The 25,072-nt window shown below is 62.4% G+C and carries 23 protein-coding genes and 1 pseudogene; 13 read left to right on the forward strand and 11 right to left on the reverse strand.

What is annotated here, in order from left to right; genetic code table 11:
* Positions 1-10 precede the first annotated feature (10 nt).
* The 7 genes from cyoB (at position 11) to M2427_RS19240 (ending at position 7,268) form a co-directional block, all read left to right on the forward strand.
* Positions 11-2,008, forward strand: coding sequence for a cytochrome o ubiquinol oxidase subunit I (gene cyoB, locus M2427_RS19210; RefSeq protein ID WP_280708109.1), 1,998 nt, complete (start codon positions 11-13; stop codon positions 2,006-2,008).
* Positions 2,009-2,638 carry a cytochrome o ubiquinol oxidase subunit III gene (gene cyoC, locus M2427_RS19215; RefSeq protein WP_280708110.1) on the forward strand — a complete coding sequence of 210 codons (630 nt, stop codon included), beginning with the start codon at positions 2,009-2,011 and terminating at the stop codon, positions 2,636-2,638.
* Positions 2,635-3,015, forward strand: coding sequence for a cytochrome o ubiquinol oxidase subunit IV (gene cyoD, locus M2427_RS19220; RefSeq protein ID WP_280708111.1), 381 nt, complete (start codon positions 2,635-2,637; stop codon positions 3,013-3,015). Before cyoC ends, cyoD begins: the two co-directional genes overlap by 4 nt.
* Positions 3,012-3,860: an SURF1 family protein gene (locus M2427_RS19225; protein WP_280708112.1), complete on the forward strand. Its 849-nt coding sequence runs from the start codon at positions 3,012-3,014 to the stop codon at positions 3,858-3,860. Before cyoD ends, M2427_RS19225 begins: the two co-directional genes overlap by 4 nt.
* A complete protein-coding gene (locus M2427_RS19230; protein WP_280708113.1) occupies positions 3,832-5,217 on the forward strand; it encodes an ATP-binding protein in 1,386 nt (461 codons plus the stop codon). The genes M2427_RS19225 and M2427_RS19230 overlap by 29 nt, the downstream gene beginning before the upstream one ends.
* Entirely contained in the window at positions 5,207-5,740 is a 534-nt protein-coding gene (locus M2427_RS19235; protein WP_280708114.1) for a response regulator transcription factor, read from the forward strand. The genes M2427_RS19230 and M2427_RS19235 overlap by 11 nt, the downstream gene beginning before the upstream one ends.
* A gap of 136 nt (positions 5,741-5,876) precedes the next feature.
* The gene (locus tag M2427_RS19240; RefSeq protein ID WP_280708300.1) at positions 5,877-7,268 is read left to right on the forward strand and encodes an adenylate/guanylate cyclase domain-containing protein; all 1,392 of its coding nucleotides are present in this window, start codon (positions 5,877-5,879) and stop codon (positions 7,266-7,268) included.
* Between the two features lie 93 nt (positions 7,269-7,361).
* Here M2427_RS19240 and M2427_RS19245 read toward each other — a convergent pair whose 3' ends face one another.
* The 5 genes and pseudogenes from M2427_RS19245 to M2427_RS19265 form a co-directional block, all read right to left on the reverse strand.
* Complete coding sequence (locus tag M2427_RS19245) at positions 7,362-8,192, reverse strand: CarD family transcriptional regulator (protein ID WP_280708115.1); 831 nt, start codon at positions 8,190-8,192, stop codon at positions 7,362-7,364.
* Between the two features lie 350 nt (positions 8,193-8,542).
* The gene (gene fdxA / locus M2427_RS19250; protein ID WP_280708116.1) at positions 8,543-8,881 is read right to left on the reverse strand and encodes a ferredoxin FdxA; all 339 of its coding nucleotides are present in this window, start codon (positions 8,879-8,881) and stop codon (positions 8,543-8,545) included.
* Between the two features lie 136 nt (positions 8,882-9,017).
* Positions 9,018-9,284, reverse strand: a pseudogene (locus tag M2427_RS19255) (RNA-binding S4 domain-containing protein); the annotation flags it as partial.
* Positions 9,285-9,297: 13 nt separating this feature from the next.
* Positions 9,298-12,696: a helicase-related protein gene (locus tag M2427_RS19260; protein ID WP_280708117.1), complete on the reverse strand. Its 3,399-nt coding sequence runs from the start codon at positions 12,694-12,696 to the stop codon at positions 9,298-9,300.
* Positions 12,697-13,441: 745 nt separating this feature from the next.
* Positions 13,442-14,251, reverse strand: a complete 810-nt coding sequence (locus tag M2427_RS19265; protein WP_280708301.1) for a DUF3108 domain-containing protein — start codon at positions 14,249-14,251, stop codon at positions 13,442-13,444.
* 582 nt (positions 14,252-14,833) lie between these two features.
* Here M2427_RS19265 and rpmB point away from each other — a divergent pair.
* Both rpmB and M2427_RS19275 read left to right on the forward strand, forming a co-directional pair.
* Entirely contained in the window at positions 14,834-15,139 is a 306-nt protein-coding gene (gene rpmB, locus M2427_RS19270) for a 50S ribosomal protein L28 (protein ID WP_200297717.1), read from the forward strand.
* A 588-nt stretch (positions 15,140-15,727) separates the two neighbouring features.
* Entirely contained in the window at positions 15,728-16,513 is a 786-nt protein-coding gene (locus M2427_RS19275) for a hypothetical protein (RefSeq protein ID WP_280708118.1), read from the forward strand.
* A gap of 319 nt (positions 16,514-16,832) precedes the next feature.
* On the opposite strand, the gene M2427_RS19280 is transcribed toward M2427_RS19275, so the two are convergent.
* Positions 16,833-17,633, reverse strand: coding sequence for a DUF3800 domain-containing protein (locus M2427_RS19280; RefSeq protein WP_280708119.1), 801 nt, complete (start codon positions 17,631-17,633; stop codon positions 16,833-16,835).
* 430 nt (positions 17,634-18,063) lie between these two features.
* Positions 18,064-19,803 (reverse strand): RNA-directed DNA polymerase, encoded by a 1,740-nt coding sequence (locus M2427_RS19285; protein WP_280708120.1) that lies wholly within the window; start codon positions 19,801-19,803, stop codon positions 18,064-18,066.
* A 342-nt stretch (positions 19,804-20,145) separates the two neighbouring features.
* On the opposite strand from M2427_RS19285, the gene M2427_RS19290 reads away from it, so the two are divergent.
* Positions 20,146-20,382: a hypothetical protein gene (locus tag M2427_RS19290; RefSeq protein WP_280708121.1), complete on the forward strand. Its 237-nt coding sequence runs from the start codon at positions 20,146-20,148 to the stop codon at positions 20,380-20,382.
* Positions 20,379-20,921: a hypothetical protein gene (locus tag M2427_RS19295; RefSeq protein ID WP_280708122.1), complete on the forward strand. Its 543-nt coding sequence runs from the start codon at positions 20,379-20,381 to the stop codon at positions 20,919-20,921. Before M2427_RS19290 ends, M2427_RS19295 begins: the two co-directional genes overlap by 4 nt.
* 175 nt (positions 20,922-21,096) lie before the next feature.
* Here M2427_RS19295 and M2427_RS19300 read toward each other — a convergent pair whose 3' ends face one another.
* The 4 genes from M2427_RS19300 to M2427_RS19315 all read right to left on the reverse strand — a co-directional run bounded on the left by M2427_RS19300 (position 21,097) and on the right by M2427_RS19315 (position 22,831).
* The gene (locus M2427_RS19300) at positions 21,097-21,636 is read right to left on the reverse strand and encodes a GNAT family N-acetyltransferase (protein WP_280708123.1); all 540 of its coding nucleotides are present in this window, start codon (positions 21,634-21,636) and stop codon (positions 21,097-21,099) included.
* A 98-nt stretch (positions 21,637-21,734) separates the two neighbouring features.
* Positions 21,735-22,013, reverse strand: a complete 279-nt coding sequence (locus M2427_RS19305; protein ID WP_280708124.1) for a DUF1488 family protein — start codon at positions 22,011-22,013, stop codon at positions 21,735-21,737.
* Positions 22,014-22,244: 231 nt separating this feature from the next.
* Positions 22,245-22,541, reverse strand: a complete 297-nt coding sequence (locus M2427_RS19310) for a hypothetical protein (RefSeq protein WP_280708126.1) — start codon at positions 22,539-22,541, stop codon at positions 22,245-22,247.
* Positions 22,538-22,831 carry a hypothetical protein gene (locus M2427_RS19315; protein WP_280708127.1) on the reverse strand — a complete coding sequence of 98 codons (294 nt, stop codon included), beginning with the start codon at positions 22,829-22,831 and terminating at the stop codon, positions 22,538-22,540. Before M2427_RS19315 ends, M2427_RS19310 begins: the two co-directional genes overlap by 4 nt.
* 249 nt (positions 22,832-23,080) lie before the next feature.
* Between M2427_RS19315 and M2427_RS19320 the strand changes: the two genes are divergently transcribed.
* Together M2427_RS19320 and M2427_RS19325 are read left to right on the forward strand one after the other, a co-directional pair.
* A complete protein-coding gene (locus M2427_RS19320) occupies positions 23,081-23,410 on the forward strand; it encodes a hypothetical protein (RefSeq protein ID WP_280708128.1) in 330 nt (109 codons plus the stop codon).
* 241 nt (positions 23,411-23,651) lie between these two features.
* Complete coding sequence (locus tag M2427_RS19325) at positions 23,652-24,962, forward strand: DUF2235 domain-containing protein (protein WP_280708129.1); 1,311 nt, start codon at positions 23,652-23,654, stop codon at positions 24,960-24,962.
* Positions 24,963-25,072 lie beyond the last annotated feature (110 nt).

Consider the following 25,072-nt stretch of genomic DNA (forward strand, 5'->3'; position numbering starts at 1 on the left):
GAGAGCTCGCATGTCTCCTGATCTTCTCAAGCTCATCTTCGGCCGTCTCGGCATCGATTCGCTGCCACTGCACGAGCCGATCCTCGTCGGCACCTTCGCGGTGGTCGCGCTCGGCGGCATCACGCTGCTCGCCGGCGTCACCTATTTCCGCCTCTGGGGCTATCTCTGGCGCGAATGGTTCACCAGCGTGGACCACAAGCGTATCGGCGTCATGTACATGATCCTCGGGATCGTGATGCTGCTGCGCGGCTTCGCCGACGCCCTCATGATGCGTGCGCAGCAGGCACTCGCGTTCGGCGGTTCCGAGGGCTTCCTCCCCGCCCATCACTACGACCAGGTCTTCACCGCCCACGGCGTAATCATGATCTTCTTCGTGGCGATGCCGCTGGTCACCGGCCTGATGAACTTCGTCGTGCCGCTGCAGATCGGCGCGCGCGACGTGTCATTCCCGTTCCTGAACAATTTCAGCTTCTGGATGACGGTCGGCGGCGCGGTGCTGGTGATGCTCTCGCTGTTCATCGGTGAATTCGCCCGAACCGGGTGGCTCGCTTATCCGCCGCTGTCCAACATCGGCTACAGTCCTGATGTCGGCGTCGACTATTACATATGGGGATTGCAGGTCGCAGGCGTCGGAACGACGCTGTCCGGCATCAACCTGATCTGCACCATCGTCAAGCTGCGCTGCCCCGGCATGACCATGATGCGGATGCCGGTGTTCACCTGGACCTCGCTCTGCACCAACATCCTGATCGTCGCCTCCTTCCCGGTCCTGACCGTCGTGCTCGCGCTGCTCTCGCTCGATCGTTACGTCGGCACCAACTTCTTCACGAACGATTTCGGCGGCAGCCCGATGATGTACGTGAACTTGATCTGGATCTGGGGCCATCCCGAGGTCTACATCCTGGTTCTCCCCGCCTTCGGCATCTTCTCGGAAGTCACCTCGACCTTCTCCGGCAAGCGTCTGTTCGGCTACACCTCGATGGTCTACGCCACGGTCGTCATCACCATCCTGTCGTATCTGGTCTGGCTGCACCACTTCTTCACGATGGGCTCGGGCGCCAGCGTCAATTCGTTCTTCGGCATCACCACGATGATCATCTCGATCCCGACGGGCGCGAAGATGTTCAACTGGCTGTTCACGATGTATCGCGGCCGCATACGCTACGAGCTGCCGATGATGTGGACGATCGCCTTCATGCTGACCTTCGTGATCGGCGGCATGACCGGTGTGCTGCTCGCGGTGCCGCCGGCCGACTTCGTCCTGCACAACAGCCTGTTCCTGATCGCGCACTTCCACAACGTGATCATCGGCGGCGTGGTGTTCGGCGCTTTCGCCGGCATCAGCTACTGGTTCCCGAAGGCGTTCGGCTTCAGGCTGGATCCGTTCTGGGGCAAGATGTCGTTCTGGTTCTGGGTCACCGGCTTCTACATGGCCTTCATGCCGCTCTATGTGCTCGGCCTGATGGGTGTGACCCGCCGCCTGCGCGTGTTCGACGATCCTTCGCTTCAAATCTGGTTCGTCATCGCCGCGATCGGCGCCGGCCTCGTCTTCCTCGGCATCCTCTCGATGCTGATGCAGTTCGCGGTCTCCTTCCTCAAGCGCGAGCAGCTCAGGGACGTCACCGGCGATCCCTGGGATGCGCGCACGCTGGAATGGGCGACCTCCTCGCCCCCGCCGGACTATAACTTCGCCTTCACCCCCGTCGTTCACGACAATGACGCGTGGTGGGACATGAAGAAGCGCGGCTACCAGCGTCCGCTCACCGGGTTCAAGCCGATCCACATGCCCAGCAGCACCGGCACCGGCATCATTCTCGCCGGCTTCGCCACCGCCATGGGTTTCGGTCTGATCTGGTACATCTGGTGGCTGGCGGCGTTGAGCTTCATCGCGCTGCTCGCCGTCGGGATCGGCCACACCTTCAACTATCATCGCGACTTCGACATTCCGGCTGACGACGTCATCCGGACCGAGGACGCGCGCACCAAACTGCTCGCCGGAGCCAAGTAAATGACTGTCGCTGTCAATCCCATCCAAACCGGCGAGCCGGTCTTCTATCTGGCCGACGAACACCCGCATCCGGAAGGCTACAGCACCTCGCTCGGCTTCTGGATTTATCTGATGAGCGACTGTCTCATCTTCGCGATGCTGTTCGCGGCCTTCGGCGTGCTCGGCGGCAATTATGCCGCCGGTCCGGCGCCGAAGGATCTGTTCGACCTCGACCTGGTCGCGGTGAACACCTCGATGCTGCTGCTGTCGTCGATCACCTATGGTTTTGCCATGCTGACGATGCAGCAGAACAAGATCGCACAGACCCAGATGTGGCTCCTGATCACCGGCCTGTTCGGCGCCGCCTTCATCGGCATCGAGCTCACCGAGTTCGCCCACATGATCCGCGAGGGCGCCACGCCTCAGCGCAGCGCTTTCCTGTCGGCCTTCTTCACCCTGGTCGGCACCCACGGCCTGCACGTCTCCTGCGGCCTGATCTGGCTGGTGACCTTGATGGTGCAGGTCTGGCGTTACGGCCTGATCGAGGCCAACCGCCGCCGCCTGATGTGCCTGTCGATGTTCTGGCACTTCCTCGACGTGGTCTGGATCGGCGTCTTCACCTTCGTCTATCTCCTGGGAGTTCTGCGATGAACACCGATACCCACGCCGCCCACGCCGACGGCCATCACCACGATGACGGCCACGCCCACAGCACGTTCTCGGGCTACATGCTCGGCTTCGTGCTCTCGGTGGTGCTCACCGCGATCCCGTTCTGGCTGGTGATGAGCGGCACACTGCCGAGCAAGCAGATCACCGCGCTGGTCATCATGGCCTTCGCGGTGGTGCAGATCGTCGTGCACATGATCTACTTCCTGCACATGAGCCCGAAGTCCGAGAACGGCTGGAGCATGATGGCGCTGATCTTCACCATCGTGATGGTGGTGATCGCGCTGTCCGGTTCGCTGTGGGTGATGAATCACCTCAACAGCAACATGATGCCGATCCACGAGATGACGGGGATGAAGTGAGCGATCTCGTGAGCCACGAGGATGCCGAACCGCGCAGCCCCGCAAGGGCTGCGCGTCCGCGCCTGTGGCTCACGGTTCTCTCGCTGACTGCCTTCGTCGTTCTGATGAGCCTCGGCGTCTGGCAAGTCGAGCGCCGCGCCTGGAAGCTGGCGTTGATCGACCGCGTCGAGCAGCGTGTCCACGCCCCGGCCCAGCCGATCCCCTCGCCCGCATCATGGCCAGCGGTCTCCCCCGCAAATGACGAATACCGGCATGTCAGCGTTTCCGGCCGCTTCCTGCACGACCGTGAAACGCTGGTTCAAGCTGTCACCGAGGAAGGCCCCGGCTATTGGGTGCTGACGCCGCTCGAACGCGACGACGGCGCGACGATCCTGATCAACCGCGGCTTCGTGCCGTCCGGGCGGCGAGATCCATCGACGCGCCAAGGCGGCAATCCGGGCGGCCAGGTCGAGGTCACCGGCCTCTTGCGCATGACCGAGCCGAAGGGCGGATTTCTCAGGGACAACGTGCCTCAGCACAACCGCTGGTACTCGCGGGATGTTGCGGCGATCGCGGCAGCGCGGGACCTCCGGAACGTCGCGCCCTTCTTCGTCGATGCCGATGCCGGATCACAATCCGGCAACGATCCCATCGGCGGATTGACCGTGGTCCGCTTTCCCAATAACCACCTGATCTACGCGCTGACGTGGTTTACCCTGGCCTTTATGCTGGCGGGCAGGCTTTTCGTCACATTCCGCGGCGGGCTGTTCCGCCGCAAGCGCTTCGTCCACGAATCGGCCGGCGGCTTCGATGCCTCCGTCCGCAGGACGGGATCAGATGCTGGAACGATCGTCGAACCGACCTGACGACGGGAACAAATTTGGCGAGCTCGCCGTCACGCTGCAATCGCAGGCGGATGCGCGCAGCGAGCTGATCGGCGCTGCTCCGACCGACGACGAGACCAACCGCAAGAACATGGCGCTGCTGATCCAGTTGCGCTGGACCGCGGTGGTCGGCCAGATCGTCACCATCGGCGGCGTGCACTTCTGGCTCGGCATTCCCCTGCCCCTCACCCGGATGGGCGCGGTGATCGGCGCGCTGGTGCTGCTCAATGTGTCGAGCCTGGTCTGGGTGCGCCACCGCGCCGCGATCTCCAGCAACGAGTTGCTGGTCGCGCTGATGCTGGATGTCGCCGCGCTGACCGCGCAGCTTTACCTCAGCGGCGGCGCCACCAATCCCTTCACCTCGCTGTTCCTGCTCCAGGTCACGCTCGGCGCAGTGCTGCTCGACGCCCGCTCGACCTGGTCGCTGGTGGCGTTGACCTGTGCGTGCTTTGTCTGGCTGACGCTGGCCTACCGGCCGCTCGACCTGCCGCCCAATCCGCTCAGCGAGACCTATACGCTCACCGTCGCCGGCATGCTGCTGGGCTTCGCGCTCAACGCGATCCTGCTGGTGGTGTTCGTAACCCGCATCAACAGGAATTTGCGCCAGCGCGACGCGCATCTGGCGGCGCTGCGCCAGCATGCGGCCGAGCAGGATCACATCGTCCGGATGGGCCTGCTCGCCTCTGGCGCTGCGCATGAGCTCGGCACGCCGCTGGCCTCGCTCTCGGTCATCCTGAGCGATTGGCGCCGCATGCCGGATCTCGCCGCCGATCAGGAGCTTGCCGAAGACCTCACCGAAATGGAAACCTCGCTCCAGCGTTGCAAGTCGATCGTGACGGGCATTCTGGTCTCGGCCGGCGAGGCCCGCGGAGAAGGATCCTCGCCGACGACGGTGACGGCGTTCGTCACCGCGCTGGTCGAGGAATGGCGCGACGCCCGCTCGGCGCGCACGCTCTATTTCGTCAACACCTTTGGCGAGGACGTCGCGATCGTCTCCGACATCGCGCTGAAGCAGGTGATCTTCAACGTCCTCGACAATGCCTATGAGGTCTCGCGCGAGTGGGTCGAGCTCGTTGCCGAACGCGAGGGCGACAATCTGGTGCTCTCGATCAGCGACCGCGGCCCGGGCTTCGCGCCGGAAATGCTGGCGCAGCTCGGAAAACCCTATCAGTCGAGCAAGGGCCGCGCCGGCGGCGGGCTCGGCCTGTTCCTGGTGGTGAACGTGGTGCGCAAGCTCGGAGGCAGCGTCACCGCCGAGAACCACAGGAAGCGCGGCGCTACGGTGCGCCTGACCCTGCCGCTCGCCACACTCGCGATCGGAGGCAGCTTTGACGCCTGATCGCTCGCTCATCGTCGTCGAGGATGACGAGGGCTTTGCACGCACGCTAAAGCGCTCGTTCGAACGTCGCGGCTACGAGGTCGTACTCGCCGCCTCGATCGAAGACGTCCGGCAGGTCTTGGAAGGACGAACGTTCGGCTACGCCGTGGTCGACCTCAAGCTCGGCGGCGCCTCGGGGCTCGCTTGCGTCGAGCTGCTGCATACCCACGACGAAGACATGCTGATCGTGGTGCTGACCGGCTTTGCCAGCATCTCGACCGCCGTCGAGGCCATCAAGCTCGGTGCCTGCCACTACCTCGCAAAGCCCTCCAACACCGACGACATCGAAGCCGCGTTCCACAAGGCCGAGGGCAATGCCGAGGTCGCGCTGGACGTGCGGCCGACCTCGATCAAGACGCTGGAATGGGAGCGCATCCACCAGACGCTGATCGAGACCGATTTCAACATCTCCGAAGCGGCAAGGCGGCTGGGGATGCACCGCCGCACGCTGGCAAGGAAGCTCGAGAAGCGGCCGGTGAAGTGAGCGGTTCGCCGCGCGGGGAGGAAAACACCCGCCCGAGTTGATGACCCCGCGGGCAGGCATCACTAGACTGTTGGAAGCGGTGGCTGACGGCGCCGCTGTGCTGCAACGGCCCAAGCGAGGAGACCGCCCCGTGACAATGCTCGTCGAGCGCCTCGGCTCGTCCACCGCGCGTTCGCGTGAGCGCAGCCAGCGCGACACCGAAACCGTTGAGTTCGCACAGGCGGCGCTCGAAGCCGGCAAGAGGGAGGGCCTGCAACTGGCCGTGCGGGCGCGCTATGTCGCGCTGGCCGTCATCGCCTGCCTGCTGCTGGCCATCAACCCGGCATGGGACCAGCTCTATTACGTGGCGTTGCTCGGTCTGTTCGCCCTGATCGGCTGGGCCCAGGTCAGGGTCGGGCGGGTCGGCGTATCGCGGTCGGAACTGGCGCTTTTGTTCTGCGACCTGGCGCTGCTCACATTCGTCATCGTCGTCCCGAACCCGTTCGGCACGACGCACTGGCCGGTAGCGATGCAATACCATTTCGGCAACTTTATCTACTTCTTCGTCCTGCTCGCAGGCGCCACACTGGCCTATTCCTGGCGAACCGTGATCGCGGTCGGCACATGGACCGCAGCGCTCTGGGCGATCGGCGTGGCCTGGGTGTGGTGGCAACCTGATCGCGATCCCGCCCTGACCGCCCGCATTGCAGAGGCGGTGGGCAGCGATCACAGGCTGTTCGCGCTGATCTCGCCCAGTGCGATCGGATTCGGCCTCCGCATCCAGGAGATCGTCGTCTTCCTGATCGTCGCCGTCACGCTGGCGCTCGCGGTCCGGCGCAGCAACGACCTATTGATCAGACATGCCGCCGTGGAGCGAGAGCGCGGCAATCTTGCGCGCTACTTCTCGCCCAATGTCGTCACGGAATTATCGAAGCACGACGAGCCGTTGAAGCAGGTGCGCACTCAGGACGTCGCGGTACTGTTCGTGGACATCGTTGGCTTCACGGCCTTTGCGGATGTGCGCGCCCCGGAGGAAGTGGTGCGGACCTTACGCGAATTCCACGGATTGATGGAGCAGGAGGTTTTCCGCCACGACGGCACGTTGGACAAATATCTGGGCGACGGATTGATGACGACATTCGGCACGCCCTTCGCAGGCGCGCGTGACGCCAGCAATGCGCTGCGCTGTGCCCAGGCAATGATTGCTGCAGCGGACGGCTGGAACGCACAGCGAGCGGCGTCCGGGGAGCCACCGATGCGCGTCAGCTTTGGCCTGCATTACGGGCCGGTGGTGCTCGGCGACATTGGGCACACCTGTCTGGAATTTGCCGTGATCGGCGCGACCGTCAATGTCGCAAGCCGTCTGGAGGCACTCACGCGCACGCTCGACTGCGCGCTGGTGGCAAGCGACGATCTCGTCAGCCGCGCCAAGCTCGAGCTCGGCAGTCCAAGTGAGACATTTGCATCGCTGATGGCCTTGGATCCCCAAGCGATCCGCGGGCTGGAGCGGCCGATCGCGATCTGGACCCAGCCGCGCGCGAAGCCGTAGGCCAGGTTCGACCACCGTTGGATCACGCGTCCAACAAAAAGCCCGGCCGAACGGCCGGGCTTTCGATCTCTTGCAAACAACGTGGCGAGACGCTTACGCAGCCTCGTCGGCGACCGTGGTGTCGTCGCCATCGGTATCGTCGGTATCGCCCTCGGCATCCGCCTCGCCTTCAGCGGCTTCCGTCTTGGCATTGGTACGGCGCGGGCTCTTGGCGAGCTGGGCCTCGATTTCCTTGACCGCTTCGGTCTCGGTCGAGTGCTGCACCACCGCGATCTCGCGGGACAGACGATCGAGCGCCGCTTCATAGAGCTGGCGTTCGCTGTAGGACTGCTCGGGCTGCGACTCGGAGCGATAGAGGTCGCGCACGACTTCCGCGATCGCGACGATGTCGCCCGAATTGATCTTCGCTTCGTATTCCTGGGCGCGGCGCGACCACATGGTGCGCTTGACCCGGGCACGACCCTTCAGGGTTTCCAGCGCCTTCTTGACCAGCGCGGGCTCGGACAGCTTGCGCATGCCGACGTTGGCGACCTTGGCGGTCGGAACGCGCAGCGTCATCTTGTCCTTGATGAAGTTGATGACGAACAGCTCGAGCTTCGCACCCGCGATCTCCTGCTCCTCGATGGCCAGGATCTGGCCGACGCCGTGAGCGGGATAGACGACGAATTCGTTGGCCTTGAAGCCCTGGCGCTGGGTCACGACCTTCTTTTCTTCGACCTTCGGCGCGGGTGCAGCAGCCTTCACGGCCGGCTTGGCAGCAGCAACGGGGGCCTTGGCGGGGGCGGCAGCAACGGGAGCCTTCGGAGCAACGGGCTTGGCGGCAGGAGCCTTGGCAGCGACAGGAGCCTTGGCAGCGACAGGCTTGGCAGCAGCAGGCTTTGCAACGGTCGCTTTCGCGGCCGGTTTGGCAGTCTTGTTAGGCATTGCGCTTCTTTTGTTCTTCGAGGACTTTGCAGCCGGCGGCGCCTTGGCAGCGGCCCGACCCTTGGATGCGCTACGGCTGGCCGCGGCGACTTTTTTGGCCTCCTTATGGGAAGCCCTCGCTGAAGTACTCTTTTTACGCGTTTTCTGTGACACAGCCTGCGCGCGGAAACTGCCACGCCCCTGTTTCGACATTTGGTTTCACGGGAACCCAACGGGGCCAACTGGGCTGACGGGGGTTCGGCTTAATGTGCCCAATATAGCACATTTCCCGCAAAAATCAATGATTTAGGGGTCTTGAGGGCCGGTTTTCGGCGCTGACGAAGGTATTAGGGTTAAGTTTGCGCCGGAATTTAGTCGCCGGAGCCGGGCTTCTTCGAAAAATATTTCTCGAACTTGCCCTCCTGCCCGTCGAATTCCTTGGCGTCCGCAGGTGATTCTTTCTTCTGGGTGATGTTCGGCCAGCTCTTGGCGTATTCGGTATTCACCTCAAGCCACTTTTCCAGGCCCGGTTCCGTGTCCGGCTTGATGGCGTCGGCGGGGCATTCCGGCTCGCACACACCGCAGTCGATGCACTCGTCCGGATGGATGACGAGCATGTTCTCGCCCTCGTAGAAACAGTCGACCGGGCAGACCTCGACGCAGTCGGTGTACTTGCACTTGATGCAGTTTTCAGTGACGACGTAAGTCATCCAACGCTCCGAAAAGCTCTTTTAAAAGTCGCGGCTTGCGTAGCGCGGATGGCCCCGCGCTGCAAGATCGGGAACGGTCGATCATGACGGCTTTGTGTGGTTGATCGACCAAGAAATGAACTCAGAGCGCAACTAATTATACTTTGCGCTCGCCGAGTTCCTCATAGAGCACGCGCGCGGAGGCTGCATCGCCGCGGCGCTCGTTGAAGCCGGTCACCTTCAGCACGCGCACGGTGCGGTCGAGCGCGACGGTGATGACGTCGCCGATCTTGATCGCATGGCCCGGTGATTTCTCGCGCGTGCCGTTGATGCGGACGTGTCCGGACTCGACGAGCTCAGCCGCCGAAGTCCGCGCCTTCACCACCCGCGCGTGCCACAGCCATTTGTCGAGGCGCTGCCGCTCGGTGGTCGTGGGATTACTCCTTGCGCCCCGAGAGCTGCTCCTTCAGCGCAGCGAGCTTTGCGAATGGCGAGTTCGGATCCGCGGGACGATCGCGCTCGCGCGGATTCGCGCTCGAGGCGTACGGCCGCAACGACGGACCGCCCTGACGGTCACGGCCCTTGTCGCGATCGCGGCCCCTGTTGTCGCGACCCTTGTCACGATCACCGCCGAACTTCTTGTTATCGCGGTTGCGATCGCGATCCTTGTCGCGGTCCTTGCCTTGTTCTCTACCTTGGAAGCTGCGATTGCGATCGTCGCGCCCGTCCTGACGCGGCGCGCCCTCGGCGCCACCTTCGCGCGGCTTGCGGAAATCCCTGCCGCCGTCTCTGCGATGACCGCCGTGACGATGGCGCTCGTTACGCTTCTCGCCGTCGGCGGCTGGGACGGCTTCGCCGTCCGCCGGCGCAGCGCCTGCTTCGGCGCCGGCCTGCTGCGGACGCTGATTGTTGTGGCGCTGGTGACGATGGCGCTCGTGGCGCGGCTTGCGGTCCTCGTGACGGCCGCCGGGACGCCAGACTTCGATGAGCTCGGGTTCAGCGGGCGCGGCTGCGGCTTCAGCAGGCGCAGCAGCGTCGGGCGCTGCGGCGACTTCCGTTGCAGCAGGTTCAGCGGGAGCGGCTTCAGCAGCAGTCTCCGCGGGCGCAGCAGCTTCTTCAGCCGGAGGCGCGATGCCGGGGGCATCTTCCGGCGTGACAGGCGCTGCTTCGGGCGAGGCCTCGAGCGCCGGCTCGTGGTGCGCGGGCTCGTCGTGCTGCTCCATGCCGGGCGCATCTTCGACGGTGACGGGCTCAGCGGCAGCTTCGATCGCAGCATCCGTCGTTTCAGCAGGCGTCTCGGCGGAAGCCTCCGTCGCCGGCGTCTCCGCAACAGCAGGCGCGGCCGGCTTCGGCGGCAACGGCGCACGCTTCTCCATGCGATAGCCGAGCGCACGAAGCACCGAGGCGAAGTCTTCGCCGGCGGAGCCGGTGAGCGAGGTCATCGCCTGCGTCACCACAAAACTGCGGCCATCGAACGCGCCGGCGGGCTTTTCGCCGGGCGAGTTCTCGCGCCAGGCCAGCGCCGGACGGATCAGATCGGCGAGGCGCTCCAGAATGTCGACGCGGACGGCGCGCTCGCCGGCCTGCTTGTAGCCGAGCACACGATAGGCATCGCGCGGCAGGCTCTTGTCGACCGGGAACGAGGTGCGCCCCGAGGACGCCAGATGCTGGGCGCCAGACAGCGCCGACAGATCGACATTGTCCTGCTTCAGCGCCCACAAGAGCGCAGCCAGCGCACGCGCGGCGGGCTTCAGGATGCCGGGGAAATAGATGTGATAGGCGCCGAAGCGGACGCCATATTTGCGCAACGTCGCGCGCGAGGGCTGGTCGAGATCCTTCAGCTCGTTGGCGATCTTCGGACGCTCGAGCACGCCGAGCGCCTCGACCAGCTGATAGGCGATGCCGCGGGCGATGCCCGTGACGTCCTCGGCCTTCGACAGCTCGAACATCGGCCCGAGCAGCTTTTCGATATGCGTCTTGAGCCAGAGGTCGAGCCGCGCCTGCACCTTGTCGCGGGGCGCGCCCGTCAGCCGCTCATCCGAGATGATGCGGATGCGCGGATGCAGCGCCTCCTCTGCGGCAGTCAGCCGCGCCACGGCATCGCCGGTCCAGCGGATGGTGCCGTCGGAGGTCAGCACGAACTGATCGTCCGGCGCGTTGCCCAGCTTTTCGGCGCGCGTATTGATCTCGCCGGCGAGCACCGCTTGCGCGGCAGCCTGCAAGGCTTTCGCATCGGAGCCGGCTTCCGCCGCATCCGGTGCAAAGGTGAAGCCATCGAGGCGGCCGATGACATGGCCTTCGACGATGACTTCGCCGGTCTTGCCGATTTCCGTATTCAAGCTCGTGTTCTCCCGCAGGCGGCGCATCAATACACTGGTCCGGCGATCAACGAAACGCTCAGTCAAGCGTTCATGGAGCGCATCCGATAATTTATTTTCGACCTCGCGGGCGATCCCCTGCCAGCGTTCGGGGTCTTTCAGCCAGTCCGGGCGGTTGGCGACGAAGGTCCAGGTGCGGATCTGCGCGATCCGACCCGACAGCGTGTCGATATCGCCGCTCACATTGTCGGCCTGGTCGATTTGGGCCGCGAACCAGGAATCGGGGATGCAGCCCTTCTGCATCAGGAAGCCGTAGAGCGTCGTCACCAGCTCGGCATGGGCGGCCGGCGACAGCTTTCTGTAGTCCGGGACCTGGCAGGCCTCCCACAGCCGTTCCACGGCTTGCTTGCCATGCGCGATATCGCGCACCTCGACGTCGCGGGCGGCGTGGTCGAGCACGCGCATGTCCTCGGCGATCGGCGCCCGCGTCAGGGTCTCGTGGCCGGGGGCCAGGTTCAGCGAGACCTGGAGCGCGCCGAGGGAGGAGAAATCCAGCTTCGTATTGCGCCATTGCAGCATCTTCACGGGATCGAAGATGTGGTTCTGGAGCGCGTTCACGAGCTCGGGCTCGAACGGGCCGCAGCGGCCCGTCGTCCCGAAGGTGCCGTTGCGCGTGGCGCGCCCCGCACGGCCGGCGACTTGCGCGAACTCGGCAGGCGTGAGGCGGCGGAACTGGTAGCCGTCGAACTTGCGGTCCGAGGCGAAGGCGACGTGGTCGACGTCGAGATTGAGGCCCATGCCGACGGCGTCGGTGGCGACGAGATAATCGACGTCGCCGTTCTGGAACATCTCCACCTGCGCGTTGCGCGTGCGCGGCGACAGCGAGCCCAGCACCACGGCGGCGCCGCCATGCTGGCGCTTGATCAGCTCGGCGATGGCGTAGACCTCGTCGGCGGAGAAGGCGACGATGGCAGTGCGGCGCGGCTGGCGCGTGATCTTGCGATCGCCGGCGAATTCCAGCTGCGACAGCCTGGGCCGGGTGATCATGGAGACACCGGGCAGCAGCCGCTCGATGATCGGGCGCATGGTCGCGGCGCCCAGCAGCAGCGTCTCGTCGCGGCCGCGGCGGTTGAGGATGCGGTCGGTGAAGACGTGGCCGCGTTCGAGGTCAGAAGCGATCTGGATCTCGTCGACGGCGAGGAAGGAGACATCCAGGTCGCGCGGCATCGCCTCGACGGTCGAGACCCAATAGCGCGGATGCTTCGGCTTGATCTTCTCCTCGCCCGTCACCAGCGCGACGGCGTCCGCGCCGACGCGGGCGACGATCTTGTTATAGACCTCGCGCGCAAGCAGCCTCAGCGGCAGGCCGATCATGCCCGAGGAATGCGCGAGCATCCGCTCGATAGCGAGATGGGTCTTGCCGGTGTTGGTCGGCCCGAGCACCGCAGTGACGCCGGCGCCGGGCACCCGATCGGACAGCGCGCGCTCGGAAGCGAAGGGGGAGGGAGGAAAGGCCATGTCTAGCTGATTAGGTAGTGGGTAATGCGGCGAATGTCAGTGCTGTCTGGGGCGATAGGGTGCAAGGCGCTCGCCACGCGCGCACCAGTCATCGCCCGGCTTGACCGGGCGATCCAGTACGCCGAGGCGGTGTTGGTTGAGCCGAGAGGCCGCGGCGTACTGGATGCCCCGGTCAAGCCGGGGCATGACAGCGGAGAATGCGGTGACGCCTCCCCAAATCTCGCGCAACTGTTTCACTTTGCGACGCTTTTCCCTGTGCCCTTAAGCTTCGGAACGACTCTAGAACGAATCGCGGCCGAATCGCAGACTCCCCTCGGAGTCCTGTTCCGTTCACGCAAGGTGTCGTGGGACTCGTTTTGCGTGTGCACTAGATGGAGTTTTGGGGTGCCGCACAAGCCACGATTTGATGACGGATTTGGTTAAGTTGGGGATGGCGCGGAGTCGAATCAGAATCGGGGAGGAGTCAAATGGATTCCCGGCAAAGCCGGCTGCGAAAAACCCATCAGCGAAAACAACCCCATGCACAGTAGGTAAGTTGTTGATACTGCTTGTTTTCTTACCCTCCACTGGAGGGGTCCGGGACGAGCGTAGCTCGCCCGTGGGTCGGCGACCATTGAGCGGAGCGAAATGGGCGACGGGGTGGGGTGATCTCTCCACTCGGAGACTGCCCGCGGGGAGAGATCACCCCACCCCGCTCGCGCTGCGCGCGATCGACCCTCCCCCTCCAGGGGAGGGTAAGAAAGAGCTACTGCGTCTTCGCGACGCGTGGCGGCTGGGCGGTGGTGATGAAGCTGGTGGCTTCCAGCATTGCCGGCCCAAGCGGCGTCGGGACCTTCAGCCAGAACGGAACCAGGATGCGGGTGCCGGCCACCGGCGCAAAGGCGATCTCGATGTTGCGCTGGGCGGCGAGGTATTTGATCACGGGGCGGTCGGGGATGTAGCCCGCCACAGGCACGAAATAGAGCGCGCAGACCACGACCGGGCCGCGATAGCCCTTCTCGGCCTTCACGGTCTCCATGCGCTTGAAATCGAGCTTGAGCTCGTAGCGCATGCGGCCGTCGAACACGGGCGCTGAGCCGTGGCAGGCCTCCGGCGACAAGGGATCGCCCGTCCCAGGCACGCGCACCAGCGAGGCCGTCATCGGATCGAACACGCCCTTGCGATGCGCGTCGGTGACGACGATGCGATCGGGATCGACAGGCGGCTCCGGAATGATGCCGAACTCCTTCACATTGCCCTTGTCGAGGGTGATGTGGATCTCTTCGGTCTTCTTCGAGGTGGTGGTGGAGGCCTGATAGGCGGACGCAACCAGCGCGCCATTGACGACGCGGCCTTGGCTAGCGCCGGTGCCGGACCCGCCCGCGAAGGATTTCAGAATGCCGGTGGTGCCGCCGGAGGCCGCCGCCGAGAACACATCGTCCTGGATATCGATGTTCCAGGCGCCGCGGCCGACCGGAATGCCCGCCAGCGTCGCCTCATACTGCGCCTCGAGCTTGCCTTGCGCGGCCGCCGGCTCAGCCGCCCACGCCAAAACCAGCCCGCCAACAGCGGCCAAAACCAGCCTGCCGGCCGACCGCAGCCGGGGCGGAATGAGCGGGAACGTGTGCACGAGACGGTCCAATCGGGAAACGAGTGGTTGTTACTTAAGCCAGATACAGCTGCAAACAATGCATAAAGGCGCGAGACGCCAGGAACTCAATGGACTATTCGGGTGCGATTGCGCCCTTTATGTGATGGTAAGGGGTTTTAAACATTGCCGTTTTGGTGATTGGCCGGGATCTTCGCCCCGGGCTCCGATACCTCTCCCATCGGGAGAGGTCGCGCCCCGGGCGATGCGAAGCATCGTCCCGTGCGCGGGTGAGGGGCTCAGGTCCCACGATGGTGCAAAACCCCTCACCCGGCGCTATGCCGACCTCTCCCGATGGGAGAGGTGTGGCACCTGTTTTGCGGCCTGAGATCCCGGGTTCGGGCTCGCGCCCGCCCCGGGACGACACGGCCTTTCGGCCCTGTCGCCTTGACGTCCCGCCCCTTCCCCCCTATACGTCCGCCCGCTCCCTACAAGGACGAAAGAATTAGCCCCCGTGGCGCCCCGAATGGCGGCCGCAATCGTTGGGGGTTCGAACCAAGGATTTTTGCCATGTCTCGCCGCTGCGAACTGACGGCCAAGGGCCCCCTCGTCGGCCACAAGGTCAGCCACTCCAACATCAAGACCAAGCGCCGCTTCCTGCCGAACCTGGTCAACGTGACCTTCATCAGCGAAGCCCTGGAGCGCAACGTGCGCCTGCGCGTCTCCACCAACGCGGTGAAGAGCGTGGACCACAATGGCGGCCTCGATGCCTTCCTGCTCAAGGCCAAGGCCGACGCCCTGTCGCCGCGCGCCCTCGAGCTGAAGCGCGCCATCCAGAAGAAGGTCGGCGACGCGCCGGTCAAGAAGGCCAGCTAAGAGATTCCCTGAATTGGGCGGGGGCTAGGTTGCGTGGCGTAGGCTTAGCCAAGTAGAGTTTTGCGTCGCGGCCGGATCGAAGATCCGGCCGTTGTTGTTTGTGGGGCAGCGGCGTCTCCGCGCGGCTTCTCACTCCTTGCACGGGTGTAAACACGCGACTGCTAAGAGCCCATTTTTCGTTCGAGAAATCGATCCCGACTTCATAGCAAGTAGCTTGCGCAACGAAAAACCAGTCCGGCCCAAAAAGAGCCGGGCAAGCATTCTCCAGCGATACCATCTGCTTGCATCGAGCCGCTGCCGGCGCAGCGTTGCGCTCACACTCAAAGAACGCGAGGCTGACGATTTCGCGATAACCATCTGAACCAACAACAGAATTATTTTATCCCTCGCCCGGCATTGTCAGGAGCGCGTGGAATTAGCGATTTTCGGCGCGCCAGATTTTTAGAGGAGAATCATCTCATGGCGCATCGACTCGAGGTAAAGTTCTTTGGAATCAGTATCCGCGCAGAGGATGCAGGCATCGCAGGTGCGATAGCGATCTCCGCACTAGTCATTTTCTACGTTCTTTGACTCACCAGGGCTTCGAGCATGAGCTACAGGGTCAGCGAGTTAGTCGATCGCTATCAAAGCGACGCTGCCTCTCCCTTTCAGAAGCTATGTCATCAAACGCGCGTCGAACGCGCGCGCATTCTCGCACGCATAAAGCGTGAACATGGCAACAAGCACTTGAAGCAGATCGGATCGACAACAACGGCCCGTTGGGCAGCAAACTGGGAGGCCTCCGGCAAAGCCGCAGGGACAAACAAGCTGGTTAGTACGCTGCGTGAGGTTGTTCGATATGGGAACACCGCTCTCGGCGATCGGGACTGCAAGCGACTGCTGCCTGCGCTCGAAGGCTTACAATTGCAAAGCAGTCCTCCCCGAAATGTGCGCATGACTGAAGATCAAGCGATTGCCATTAGAAACAAGGCTCGCGAGATTGGCTATTTCTCCGTTGCACTAGCGCAGGCACTCCAGTTCGAGCTTCGATTATCGCAAAAGGATGTCATCGGAGAGTGGGTGCCGCTCGATGAGCCACAAGCGTCTGACGTCACTCTGGGAAAGTGCAAATGGGTCCGCGGAATTAACTGGCCCGAGATCGATGAGAGTTTGATTCTGCAGCAGCATGGTGCGCCTCCCGTCAACCTAGCTACCGCTCCAATGGTCATGGAGGAGTTTCACCACGTGCCGGACTGGCAGCACGACGCTGGCGGTCCGGTGATTGTTTGCGAGCACTCCTCCTATCCTTGGCATGCTCCCGAATTCCGCCGAATATGGCGATCAATTGCGGATCTATGCAATGTGCCGAAGGATGTCCGCAATACAGACGTATAGCGTGCCTTCACGAGAACTGATTCAGAGCGCGCCGAGCAGTGTCGAGTTCTGTGGTGCCCGGCCATACTCGCCCCGGTAGCATCACCCGTAGAGCGCATCCCATGGAGCACGCAGCCAGCTTGCCCCCAAAAACCTCGTCATCTGTTGATTGCGCAAAAAGTGATTCGCGCTCAATGGGTTAGTAACCCATTGATTTTTCGGCAGGAATAATTTATATTTAGTTTAATCCGTCGTGAATCTGAAAGGTCTATCTGAGTAAGAAATTCTGTCGGAGGGAGATCGCTTGCGATCGCCGGGGGCTATAGGCCCCCGGGTTTCGTTAGGGCAACCATTTGCGCCCACATCCTCTGATTAGGCCCGTTCTTGGATGACGGTCATAGATGCCGTTTTCCAAAATCCTCACCAGCGACGCCCCATAATCGTTCGGAATTGGCAGGTCCTGCTGCATAAATTTCCATGTGCGGTGTGCAGGATGCGCTAACAGGTCTGCGGCTTGGAGCGCAGCAACGTTTGCCGTTTTTGGTTCAAGACGCAATTCGCGAGATATGAGTCTTGTTTTGGCCTCCGCGGCGGTCAGATAGTCGCTGCCCAGGTCATAAAGCCTTCGATAAGCTCGCCTTAATCGCCCGTCATGCCACGGAGATCGCGCTTCGCCCATTACGTCGCCCACGGCGTTGTGGCGCTTTAGCCAGAATATATAGCGCTCGACAAGGCAGGTCAGAACATAGTGGTAGGGGTCAAACTGCCAAACCTTGTATTTTTCTAGGTGAGCCTTTTTGTCGATGGACACCGTGAATGCGGGACCGGGGATGGATCTGGCAAGATCGATGAATTGTCGATCGAACTCGGCGCGAAGAGTCTCATCCTTTAGTGCTTCAAACACTCCATTGCACCCCATGATGTCTCGGCGGTGCAAGACTACATCTGGCGTTCCGAATATACGCCGTTTGAACGCGGATAATCTGCTCGTAAACGTCGTATCGTGCACGTCTTGTCGAAAAACGATTCCCGTGACGCTTAGATAGCGTTGATTGGAGTCTTTCTCGTGAGCCTTGATGTCACCAGTACCAGTCTCATCGAAGTAAAGGCGATATCGCTTGGATGGAGGAATGATGGCCATGTCCAAACAAACTCAGCTAGATAAATTTCAAGCAAGCCGCCCGCAAACTTGAAACGGACGACAACGAGAGGCGCTTCACTTGGCGTGATTGCCGAGCAGCCACAAAAGCCGAAAGCCAAGGACAAGCCCGACAAGTAATCGGGGCCTGCACCAAGGTCTCTGTGTGGGAGCCTGTGTGTCACTTGCCAGACAGGCCCAGCTCACAAAGCGCGCTGCTTTGCGGAGCAATCATTTAGGAGATAAATACTGCACACCACATAACGCGGGTTGTAAGGGACCTCGGGACGGTCAAGGGCCTCTCATTTGCCGACGTTAACGTTGCAGACCCACCAAACCAACTGTCGATGCTCGACATATAGATCTGATCGCCCTTGAGAAAACGACGAGCGGTGCGGGGAACAGCTTCGTTGCCCTAAGCAACTCGCTTTTCCTAAATTGGGATATCGTCGATCTCATCGGGCTCCGGAATGGGCGGGTAGAACTCGTCGGCCCCATAGTCGCCGCCTAACTGCTCATAGTCTCCGGGTACGCCCTCACTTACGGCCATTATTGCACCGGGGAGAACCGCCCGTCTCCGCCCTTCGAGCGCGAGATTGAGCCGAAACGCGATTCCCGGCAAGTTCAACGGCCTGTTGTAAGCCCGACTGTCATAGAACGAGATTTTCTCATCCCTCAGGGCCGCGAAGAATGGGTCCGCGGCAACTGCCGCGGCGGCACCACTAACGCGCCAGCCACGCCGCGACGCGGCCTCATATATGAGGAGCCAATGGTCGCTCCGCAGATCATCAGACGTAACAGTGGGAAGCCAATCGAGATTCCTGCCTGACAGCAATCGACGGCTGCGCAAATGAAGTGCAAGTATTGCGCAAACATCATTCTCCATACGAACAACAAATTTCGATGAAGTGGGCGATAAACGGATATCGAGACTTCGCGCTAACCAGAGCGCCCAAGCCACTTCAAAGTGATGATTGTACGGAGCGTGATCTGCGACCACTCGCTCAACGAACGCGGAAACGAGTGGAGAAATTGGAAATCCGATCGCTGCATACGTGCAGATGATTTTCACAACGGAGTCGATGCAATTACTATTCTCGCGGGCCATCCGTAAAAGGAACGCTTCATAGATATCCCAGTTCTCCCTCGCTATTAAAACCCTCGTCGAATTTCGTACGGCGAAACTAGCAATACTCTCAGAGGGCATCTCTTTCGCGATCTTGATCACTCCCGCAAAATATCTCATCAATGAACGGCGCTGGCTCGCTCCATTGAACCCTAAGTTCATTGCTACGATTTCACCTGGCCAAGTCTCCTCATTGAAAGCAACAGCATGAAATGCATCGGTCTTCGCTGCATTTAGTTGCAAATCGAAATGCAAACAGGCTTCGCGAAGCGAGGTCAGAACGGCTTCTGCATCAGCCAATGATTCAAAGCACAAGAAGAAATCATCGATATAGCGGAAGCCACTCGCTATCAAATTCAGGCGCTCTGCCGATATCTTTTTTTCCACCGAGCAGAGCAGAATCTCGGAGATAATGCGCGAGGTGTCCGGACCAACGGGGATTCCAATGGTTTGACCATCCTGACACGAACGAACGAGCTCATCGATCCTATTGCCAAAGACCGCAGGGTCCCTCGTATCCCGATTTGCCTTGGCCACCGACTTGCCATGTAGCGCCCAAGGAATAGCGTGCGTGTAGATTGAGTGATAGAAGCTCAGGAGGTCCGTTTGAAGTATGGCGCCTCTAGCGGCATACATAACGATGCGCTTCTCACCTAGAGTCGAAAGCGGGGGGATTGGGACCGCCCGGCCTTCGGGCGCAATTTCGCATCTTGTGATCGATAGAGTTGAGCTTTCGGTAAGGGCCGTAATGGCCGCCCAATGCGTAGCGATTTCTTCTACCAAGTAAAACTGATTGATCGGATTTGGTATCGCGAGGGTGCGACGAGCGTGGCCTTTCCTAGCCATATCAAAACGCACTGAATGCGAAGGCAGCGGCAGCTTGTTGCGGGCTCTGCTGCTCATGGCAGCACCAATTGCAGACCATCTCCCGCGAACGGCTACTAATTTGTCAGCGAGTGAGCGTGTTTGAAAGGGTGGCGGCAATTCCTTGGGAAAGTATCCTCTACCGAGCAGCGCTTCGCTGCACTGGTCGAGCGTCAACGGCATAGTGAAAACCTCGAATATTGCGGCAACTTATACTTGTGTCACGATTGGCCAGCGGTGTCATGGGCACTTAAGTCTGAGATAGCTCCCCCAGCGTCATCTACAAAACTTCGATTCTCCGCTATACACGCCCCGGTAGCATCACCCGGAGGCGCATCCCATGGAGCACTCGGCCAACCCCACGCCCAAAAACCTCGTCATCTGCTGTGACGGTACCGACAACGAGATCTTGCAGAACATCTCCAACGTCCCCACGCTCCATCGCCGCCTGGGCAAGACCGACACCCACTCGGTGAGCGATAGTGTTGACATTTGTTAACACTCCTGCTATCTTCAGGTCGTGACATGGCCGATCGTCCCAGGCATCCGCACAAGGAGATCGAGGCCGTTGTCGCAGACGCCGAGTCGAAAGGTTGGCGGTGGCGCAAGATGGGGCACTGGGGGCGGCTGTTCTGCCCGCATGCCGGCCGCGATGGCTGCCAGGTCGGCGTGAACGGCACGCCGAAGAACCCGGAAGATCACGCCCGACAGGTGATGCGGGCGATCGCGCGCTGCCCGCACGGAGGAGAACAGGGCTCGTGACAAAATTCGAATTCAGCATCATTGCCTCGGGCCTCGATCCCGCGGCCGAGGATTTCGAGCAGCGCTTCTATGATGCCGGCTGCGATGACGCGGCGATCGCCTTCCAGAAGGGCCACATCATCGTCGACTTCACCCGGGAGGCCAAATCCATCGGCGACGCCATCGTCACGGCGGTGCGGGACGTGCAGGCGGCAGGCGCCCGCGTCGATCGCGTCGAGCCCGACCCGCTCGTCAGCCTCTCGGACATCGCCGCGCGCACCGGGATGACGCGCGCGGCGATGACGCAATATTCCAAGGGACAGCGCGCCAGGGATTTTCCCCCGCCGGTCGCACGCGTGACGTCCGACAGCCCGCTGTGGGATTGGGCGACGGTGGCAAAATGGCTTTTCCATCACGACAAGCTCAGCCGCGACGCGGCAATCGAGGCGGCCGCCGTGCGCGCCGCCAATGAGGCCATCGGGTCGCGCAAGAGCAAGCTTGAAGAGGTCTTGAAGGGAAGCCTGAAAGCCTACGAGAAGGAGCTCGACCGGGCCGCGTGAGGCGCGGGACTGCGCGGCTAAAGCGCGATGAGCTTAGGGATGAATCGTCATCGCGCATTAGGTTATTGTTTGAGCCACGGTGACGGAGCCGTCGACCTGGAACAGGCGGTATCAAGCTGGAGCCGGGGCTCGCCACCGGCTACGGGCTTGATGCCAATGTGCCCGCGGCCTGCCCTCACATGATCTTTTCAAACCGGAAGCCTTCGCCTCCACCGGGCAAGTCGTCGGCGCCATGCGGATGGGGGTCCGGATGGTGGGCATTGAAGAACTCGACGATCTTGAAGCCGCACTTGTTGACGTAGAAGTGGATATTCCGCTTCTCGAAGTACGGCGTGTGGGTTTGCCAGACGCGCGTCTTCGGATAGCTCTGCTCGATCGCGGTCCATGCCTTGTGCCCCAGGCCGCGGCCATGTTCGCCTGATGATATGAAGAAGAGATCGAGCGAGTTGCAGTTGGTGTCGTCATCGATCGTGACGACAGCGCCGCCGACCTTCCGGCCCCGGCAGACGATCCGCAAGACCACAGCGCCTGGCGAAGCCATCGCGCCGTCGAGATCCTCGTCGGAAGGGATCGGGCCGTCCGGCAGAGAGCCGAACTCCGCGATGACGGCAACCGCGAAGGCCTCCTGCAGCTCTCGCTTGAATGCCTCGATGTCGCTGAGATGCGCAACGGTGAGCGTGATCTGATCGTTTTCCATCCCGCGCCGATAGAACATCACGAGATCGAAGTCATGGCGGCGGAACGTCGCCCCCGGGGGTCGGGAGCAGGACCGTCGCTTCGCTGATCCCCAACGAGCGGCAATAGCCCTCCCCACTACCCCCGAAAATCGATGCTCCGCAGCACGATTCCCGGCGGGGAGCCTTCGAACTCGCAGGCGCTGTATTTGCTGGCGGCGCGGGTTTCGATGCGGTCGCGGAGGCGGGTGAACTGGGCTTCGCGCTCGGCGGGGCGGGCCTGCGCGCCGCGTTCGAGATCGTCCATGGCGGAGGTCGAAATCGCGCAAGGGATTTCCTTCGCGCCGTCCTGCATCGAGAACTGGACGATGCCGCGATCCTGTTCGTGGCCGATGAAGCGGCCGCTGGTGAGGGGCATGGGGGGACTCCCTTGACACGAATTGCTTCGCGGGCTCGATGATCGCTTGAGGCAACGTCGTCGTCCTGGCGAACGCCAGGACCCATTACCCCGGTCAACGCTTGTAGAAGCACGCTGTGGCACACGCCTGCGCAACAACTCGCTTCGGTGGCTATGGGTCCTGGCTTTCGCCAGGACGACACTTGGTTCCGGGCGCGAGCCGTGGCTGTCGCGAGCGCTCGCGGTCGCGCTTCAGCTATCCTCGCCCAATCTCGCAAAATCGTCGAGCAGCGCGGAGACCAGTGCGCGGTGGCGGGTGTCTTCGGCTGGCAGGCTCGCGGCATAGAGATTGAGGAGGTAGCGCGCCTTCACCGCGGCTTCCGGCCAGGAGGCGGAGGGCACCGTCATCAGGCGATGCTCGAGATCGGCCTCGCGCTCGCGCAGCTCACGGACATGGCTCTCGACCTCGGCGAGCGTGCGGCGCAAATCGGTCGCCTTCTGCGCGGCCATGCCGCGGTGCTTGTCGAGTTCGACCGGGTCGTCAGTCATTGGCGATCCTTCGCATCAGTGGTGTTCGCATCAGTAACCTTGGCATCAGCGGCCTTGGCATCCGCAAGGTCGACAGAGCCGATCGACAGACGCTCGGTGGCGCCGTGCAGGCCTTCGACCGGAACGGTGATCATGGTGGCGACGCGGCGCCAGACCTCGAACGACAGGCCATCGATCGTCTCCTCGTCGGTGACGACCTCATAGGCGCCCGACGGAAATTCGCGCGCGATGCCACGGAGGTGGAAGGGATGCCTGAATGTCACGGTTTCACGCCGCGAACGGATGGACATGCGCGCACTGCCTTTTCGCAAGTGGGCCCCCAACCGACGCCGACTGCAACGACCATGCGCCCGTGGCGCGGCAATAGCCAGTACAATCGTCGCCGCGCCGCGCGCAGGGAAACCGCAGCGCAGGCGGCGTTTTAGGCCTCGCTATTGGTATGATGCAGGCGTAGGGTCGCGCACATCCCATCGTCGTTCCGCTGTTCCTGCTGCTGCTCGTCTGCTTGAAGGCGCCGTTCCATGGCTAGGCCGATCCGCGTGCCCTATCTCGTCTGGGCGACGAGCGAATACGGCAGCACCAATCTCGGCCGCGGCAGCGCGGCGGTCGCGCTGAGGCTGGCGCGCAAGCTGCTGCGCGACGGCTACATGGACGTGCGAGTCTGCACGCCGCGCGGACGCGTGCTGCAATCGGACGAACTGAACGAACTCAAACCGGCAAAGGAGATCGACGCCATGGCCAAGGGACAGCAACGCAGCAATCGCGAAACCAAGAAACCGAAGAAAGACAAAGCCAAGGTGATCGCCGCGGCCCCGAGCCGCAAGGAAGGGGCTTGGCAGCCGGAGATCGGCCAGGGGAAGAAGAAGTAGGGGGAAGAAGACTTTCTTCCTTCTCCCCTTGCGGGAGAAGGTGGCGCGAAGCGCCGGATGAGGGGTCGCTCTCCGCGAATTCAAATGAGAATAGGATTCGGGGAGAGAACCCCTCACCCGTCTCGCCGCTACGCGGCGAGCCACCCTCTCCCGCAGGGGGAGAGGGGAAGAGAAGGCGTCTCCTCGCCGTCGCGCTTTTTTGCTATACTCGCCCCGGTAGCATCACTCCGGGAGGCGTACCGTGGAGCATTCGGCCAGCATCACCCCCAAAAACCTCGTCATCTGCTGTGACGGCACCGGCAACGAGATCTCGCAGAACATCTCCAACGTCCTGAAGCTCTATCGGTCCTTGCGCAAGACCGACAAGACGCATCCGCGGCAGATGGTGTTTTACGATCCCGGCGTCGGCACGGTGACGGAGCCGTCGACCTGGAACAGGTGGAAGGCCAACATCAGGCTGGTGCTGGGGCTCGCCACCGGCTACGGGCTCGATGACAACACGCTGTCGGCCTATTGCTTCCTGGTCGAGCATTATGCGCCCGGCGACAAGATCTACCTGTTCGGCTTTTCGCGCGGCGCCTACACCGTGCGCGTGCTGGCGGGGCTGATCCACAAGGTGGGACTGATCTCGCCGGAGCAGGCGAACCTCGCAGGCTCGGGCCTGATCGCCTACAAGCAATATTCCGGGCTCGGGCGCGGCAACGACATCAAGGACCTCGAAGACATTGCCTTCGACGAGCAGGGGCCGCTGCCGAAGGACGCATTCGACCTCGCCGCGCAGTTCGCGCGCATCACCTCGACGCGCTGGCCCACCATCCACTTCATCGGCGTCTGGGACACGGTGGCGAGCGTGATCGTGCCGCGGCGCGACGTATTCTTCCTGGTGTTCAGCCTGGAGGAGCTCGCCTTCACGCTGCGCAACCCCAGCGTCAACATCTTCCGCCAGGCGATCGCGATCGACGAGCGGCGCCGTATGTTCCGCCTGAAGGCGTATGACGAGCCGCAGGAGTTCTGGAGCAACCGCTACGTCCCCGACGAGAAGAAGGTGCCGCAGGACATCCTGCAGGTGTGGTTCGCCGGCGTGCATTGCGACGTCGGCGGCGGCTATCCGGAGGAGACAAGCGCGGAGTCGAAATATCCGCTGCTGTGGATGATCGAGGAAGCTGATAAAGCAGGGCTGCATTTCAACCCGAGCACCGTGAACCAGCTCGCCTGGGGCAAGGAGCGCAAGGGCTCGCCTTTTAAATATGTCGGGCCTGCGTATACGCCGAAGGAGAGCCCGCTGCACGATTCGATGAGCCCGGCCTGGCGCGTGCTGGAGTATTTGCCGAAGCGCGCGACATACAAGGAATGGCCTGAGCGGAAGGTGGTCGCGGGATTCTACATTCCCGATTGCGAGCCGCGCTTCATCCCCGAGGGCGCGCATGTGCATGAGAGCGTGGTGAAGCGGATGGACGTGGATGCTGGTTATCGGCCGGTAAATCTGCCGAAGACGTATGTGACGGTGCCGATGCCGGTGGAGCCGGGGGTGGAGATGGCGGCGGGGGTGTGAGGTTGTGAGCTCGCTGCCACCCTCCCCCGGAGGGGGAGGGTCGGCTCACGTTGAGCGCAGCGAAATGTGAGACGGGGTGGGGTGGCGGTCTCTCCGCGTCCAACAGTGCC

The sequence above is a fragment of the Bradyrhizobium sp. BR13661 genome (genome assembly GCF_029892425.1).
In the GTDB taxonomy this organism is placed as follows: Bacteria; Pseudomonadota; Alphaproteobacteria; order Rhizobiales; family Xanthobacteraceae; genus Bradyrhizobium.

Excerpts from the sequence above, each read along its gene's own strand:
- cyoB (WP_280708109.1), top strand. The coding sequence starts at position 11 with ATGTCTCCTGATCTTCTCAAGCTCATCTTCGGCCGTCTCGGCATCGAT.
- cyoC (WP_280708110.1), top strand. The coding sequence starts at position 2,009 with ATGACTGTCGCTGTCAATCCCATCCAAACCGGCGAGCCGGTCTTCTAT.
- cyoD (WP_280708111.1), top strand. The coding sequence starts at position 2,635 with ATGAACACCGATACCCACGCCGCCCACGCCGACGGCCATCACCACGAT.
- M2427_RS19230 (WP_280708113.1), top strand. The coding sequence starts at position 3,832 with ATGCTGGAACGATCGTCGAACCGACCTGACGACGGGAACAAATTTGGC.
- M2427_RS19240 (WP_280708300.1), top strand. The coding sequence starts at position 5,877 with ATGCTCGTCGAGCGCCTCGGCTCGTCCACCGCGCGTTCGCGTGAGCGC.
- M2427_RS19245 (WP_280708115.1), bottom strand. The coding sequence starts at position 8,192 with ATGCCTAACAAGACTGCCAAACCGGCCGCGAAAGCGACCGTTGCAAAG.
- fdxA (WP_280708116.1), bottom strand. The coding sequence starts at position 8,881 with ATGACTTACGTCGTCACTGAAAACTGCATCAAGTGCAAGTACACCGAC.
- M2427_RS19260 (WP_280708117.1), bottom strand. The coding sequence starts at position 12,696 with ATGGCCTTTCCTCCCTCCCCCTTCGCTTCCGAGCGCGCGCTGTCCGAT.
- rpmB (WP_200297717.1), top strand. The coding sequence starts at position 14,834 with ATGTCTCGCCGCTGCGAACTGACGGCCAAGGGCCCCCTCGTCGGCCAC.
- M2427_RS19275 (WP_280708118.1), top strand. The coding sequence starts at position 15,728 with ATGAGCTACAGGGTCAGCGAGTTAGTCGATCGCTATCAAAGCGACGCT.
- M2427_RS19280 (WP_280708119.1), bottom strand. The coding sequence starts at position 17,633 with ATGGCCATCATTCCTCCATCCAAGCGATATCGCCTTTACTTCGATGAG.
- M2427_RS19285 (WP_280708120.1), bottom strand. The coding sequence starts at position 19,803 with ATGCCGTTGACGCTCGACCAGTGCAGCGAAGCGCTGCTCGGTAGAGGA.
- M2427_RS19290 (WP_280708121.1), top strand. The coding sequence starts at position 20,146 with ATGGCCGATCGTCCCAGGCATCCGCACAAGGAGATCGAGGCCGTTGTC.
- M2427_RS19300 (WP_280708123.1), bottom strand. The coding sequence starts at position 21,636 with ATGTTCTATCGGCGCGGGATGGAAAACGATCAGATCACGCTCACCGTT.
- M2427_RS19305 (WP_280708124.1), bottom strand. The coding sequence starts at position 22,013 with ATGCCCCTCACCAGCGGCCGCTTCATCGGCCACGAACAGGATCGCGGC.
- M2427_RS19310 (WP_280708126.1), bottom strand. The coding sequence starts at position 22,541 with ATGACTGACGACCCGGTCGAACTCGACAAGCACCGCGGCATGGCCGCG.
- M2427_RS19315 (WP_280708127.1), bottom strand. The coding sequence starts at position 22,831 with ATGTCCATCCGTTCGCGGCGTGAAACCGTGACATTCAGGCATCCCTTC.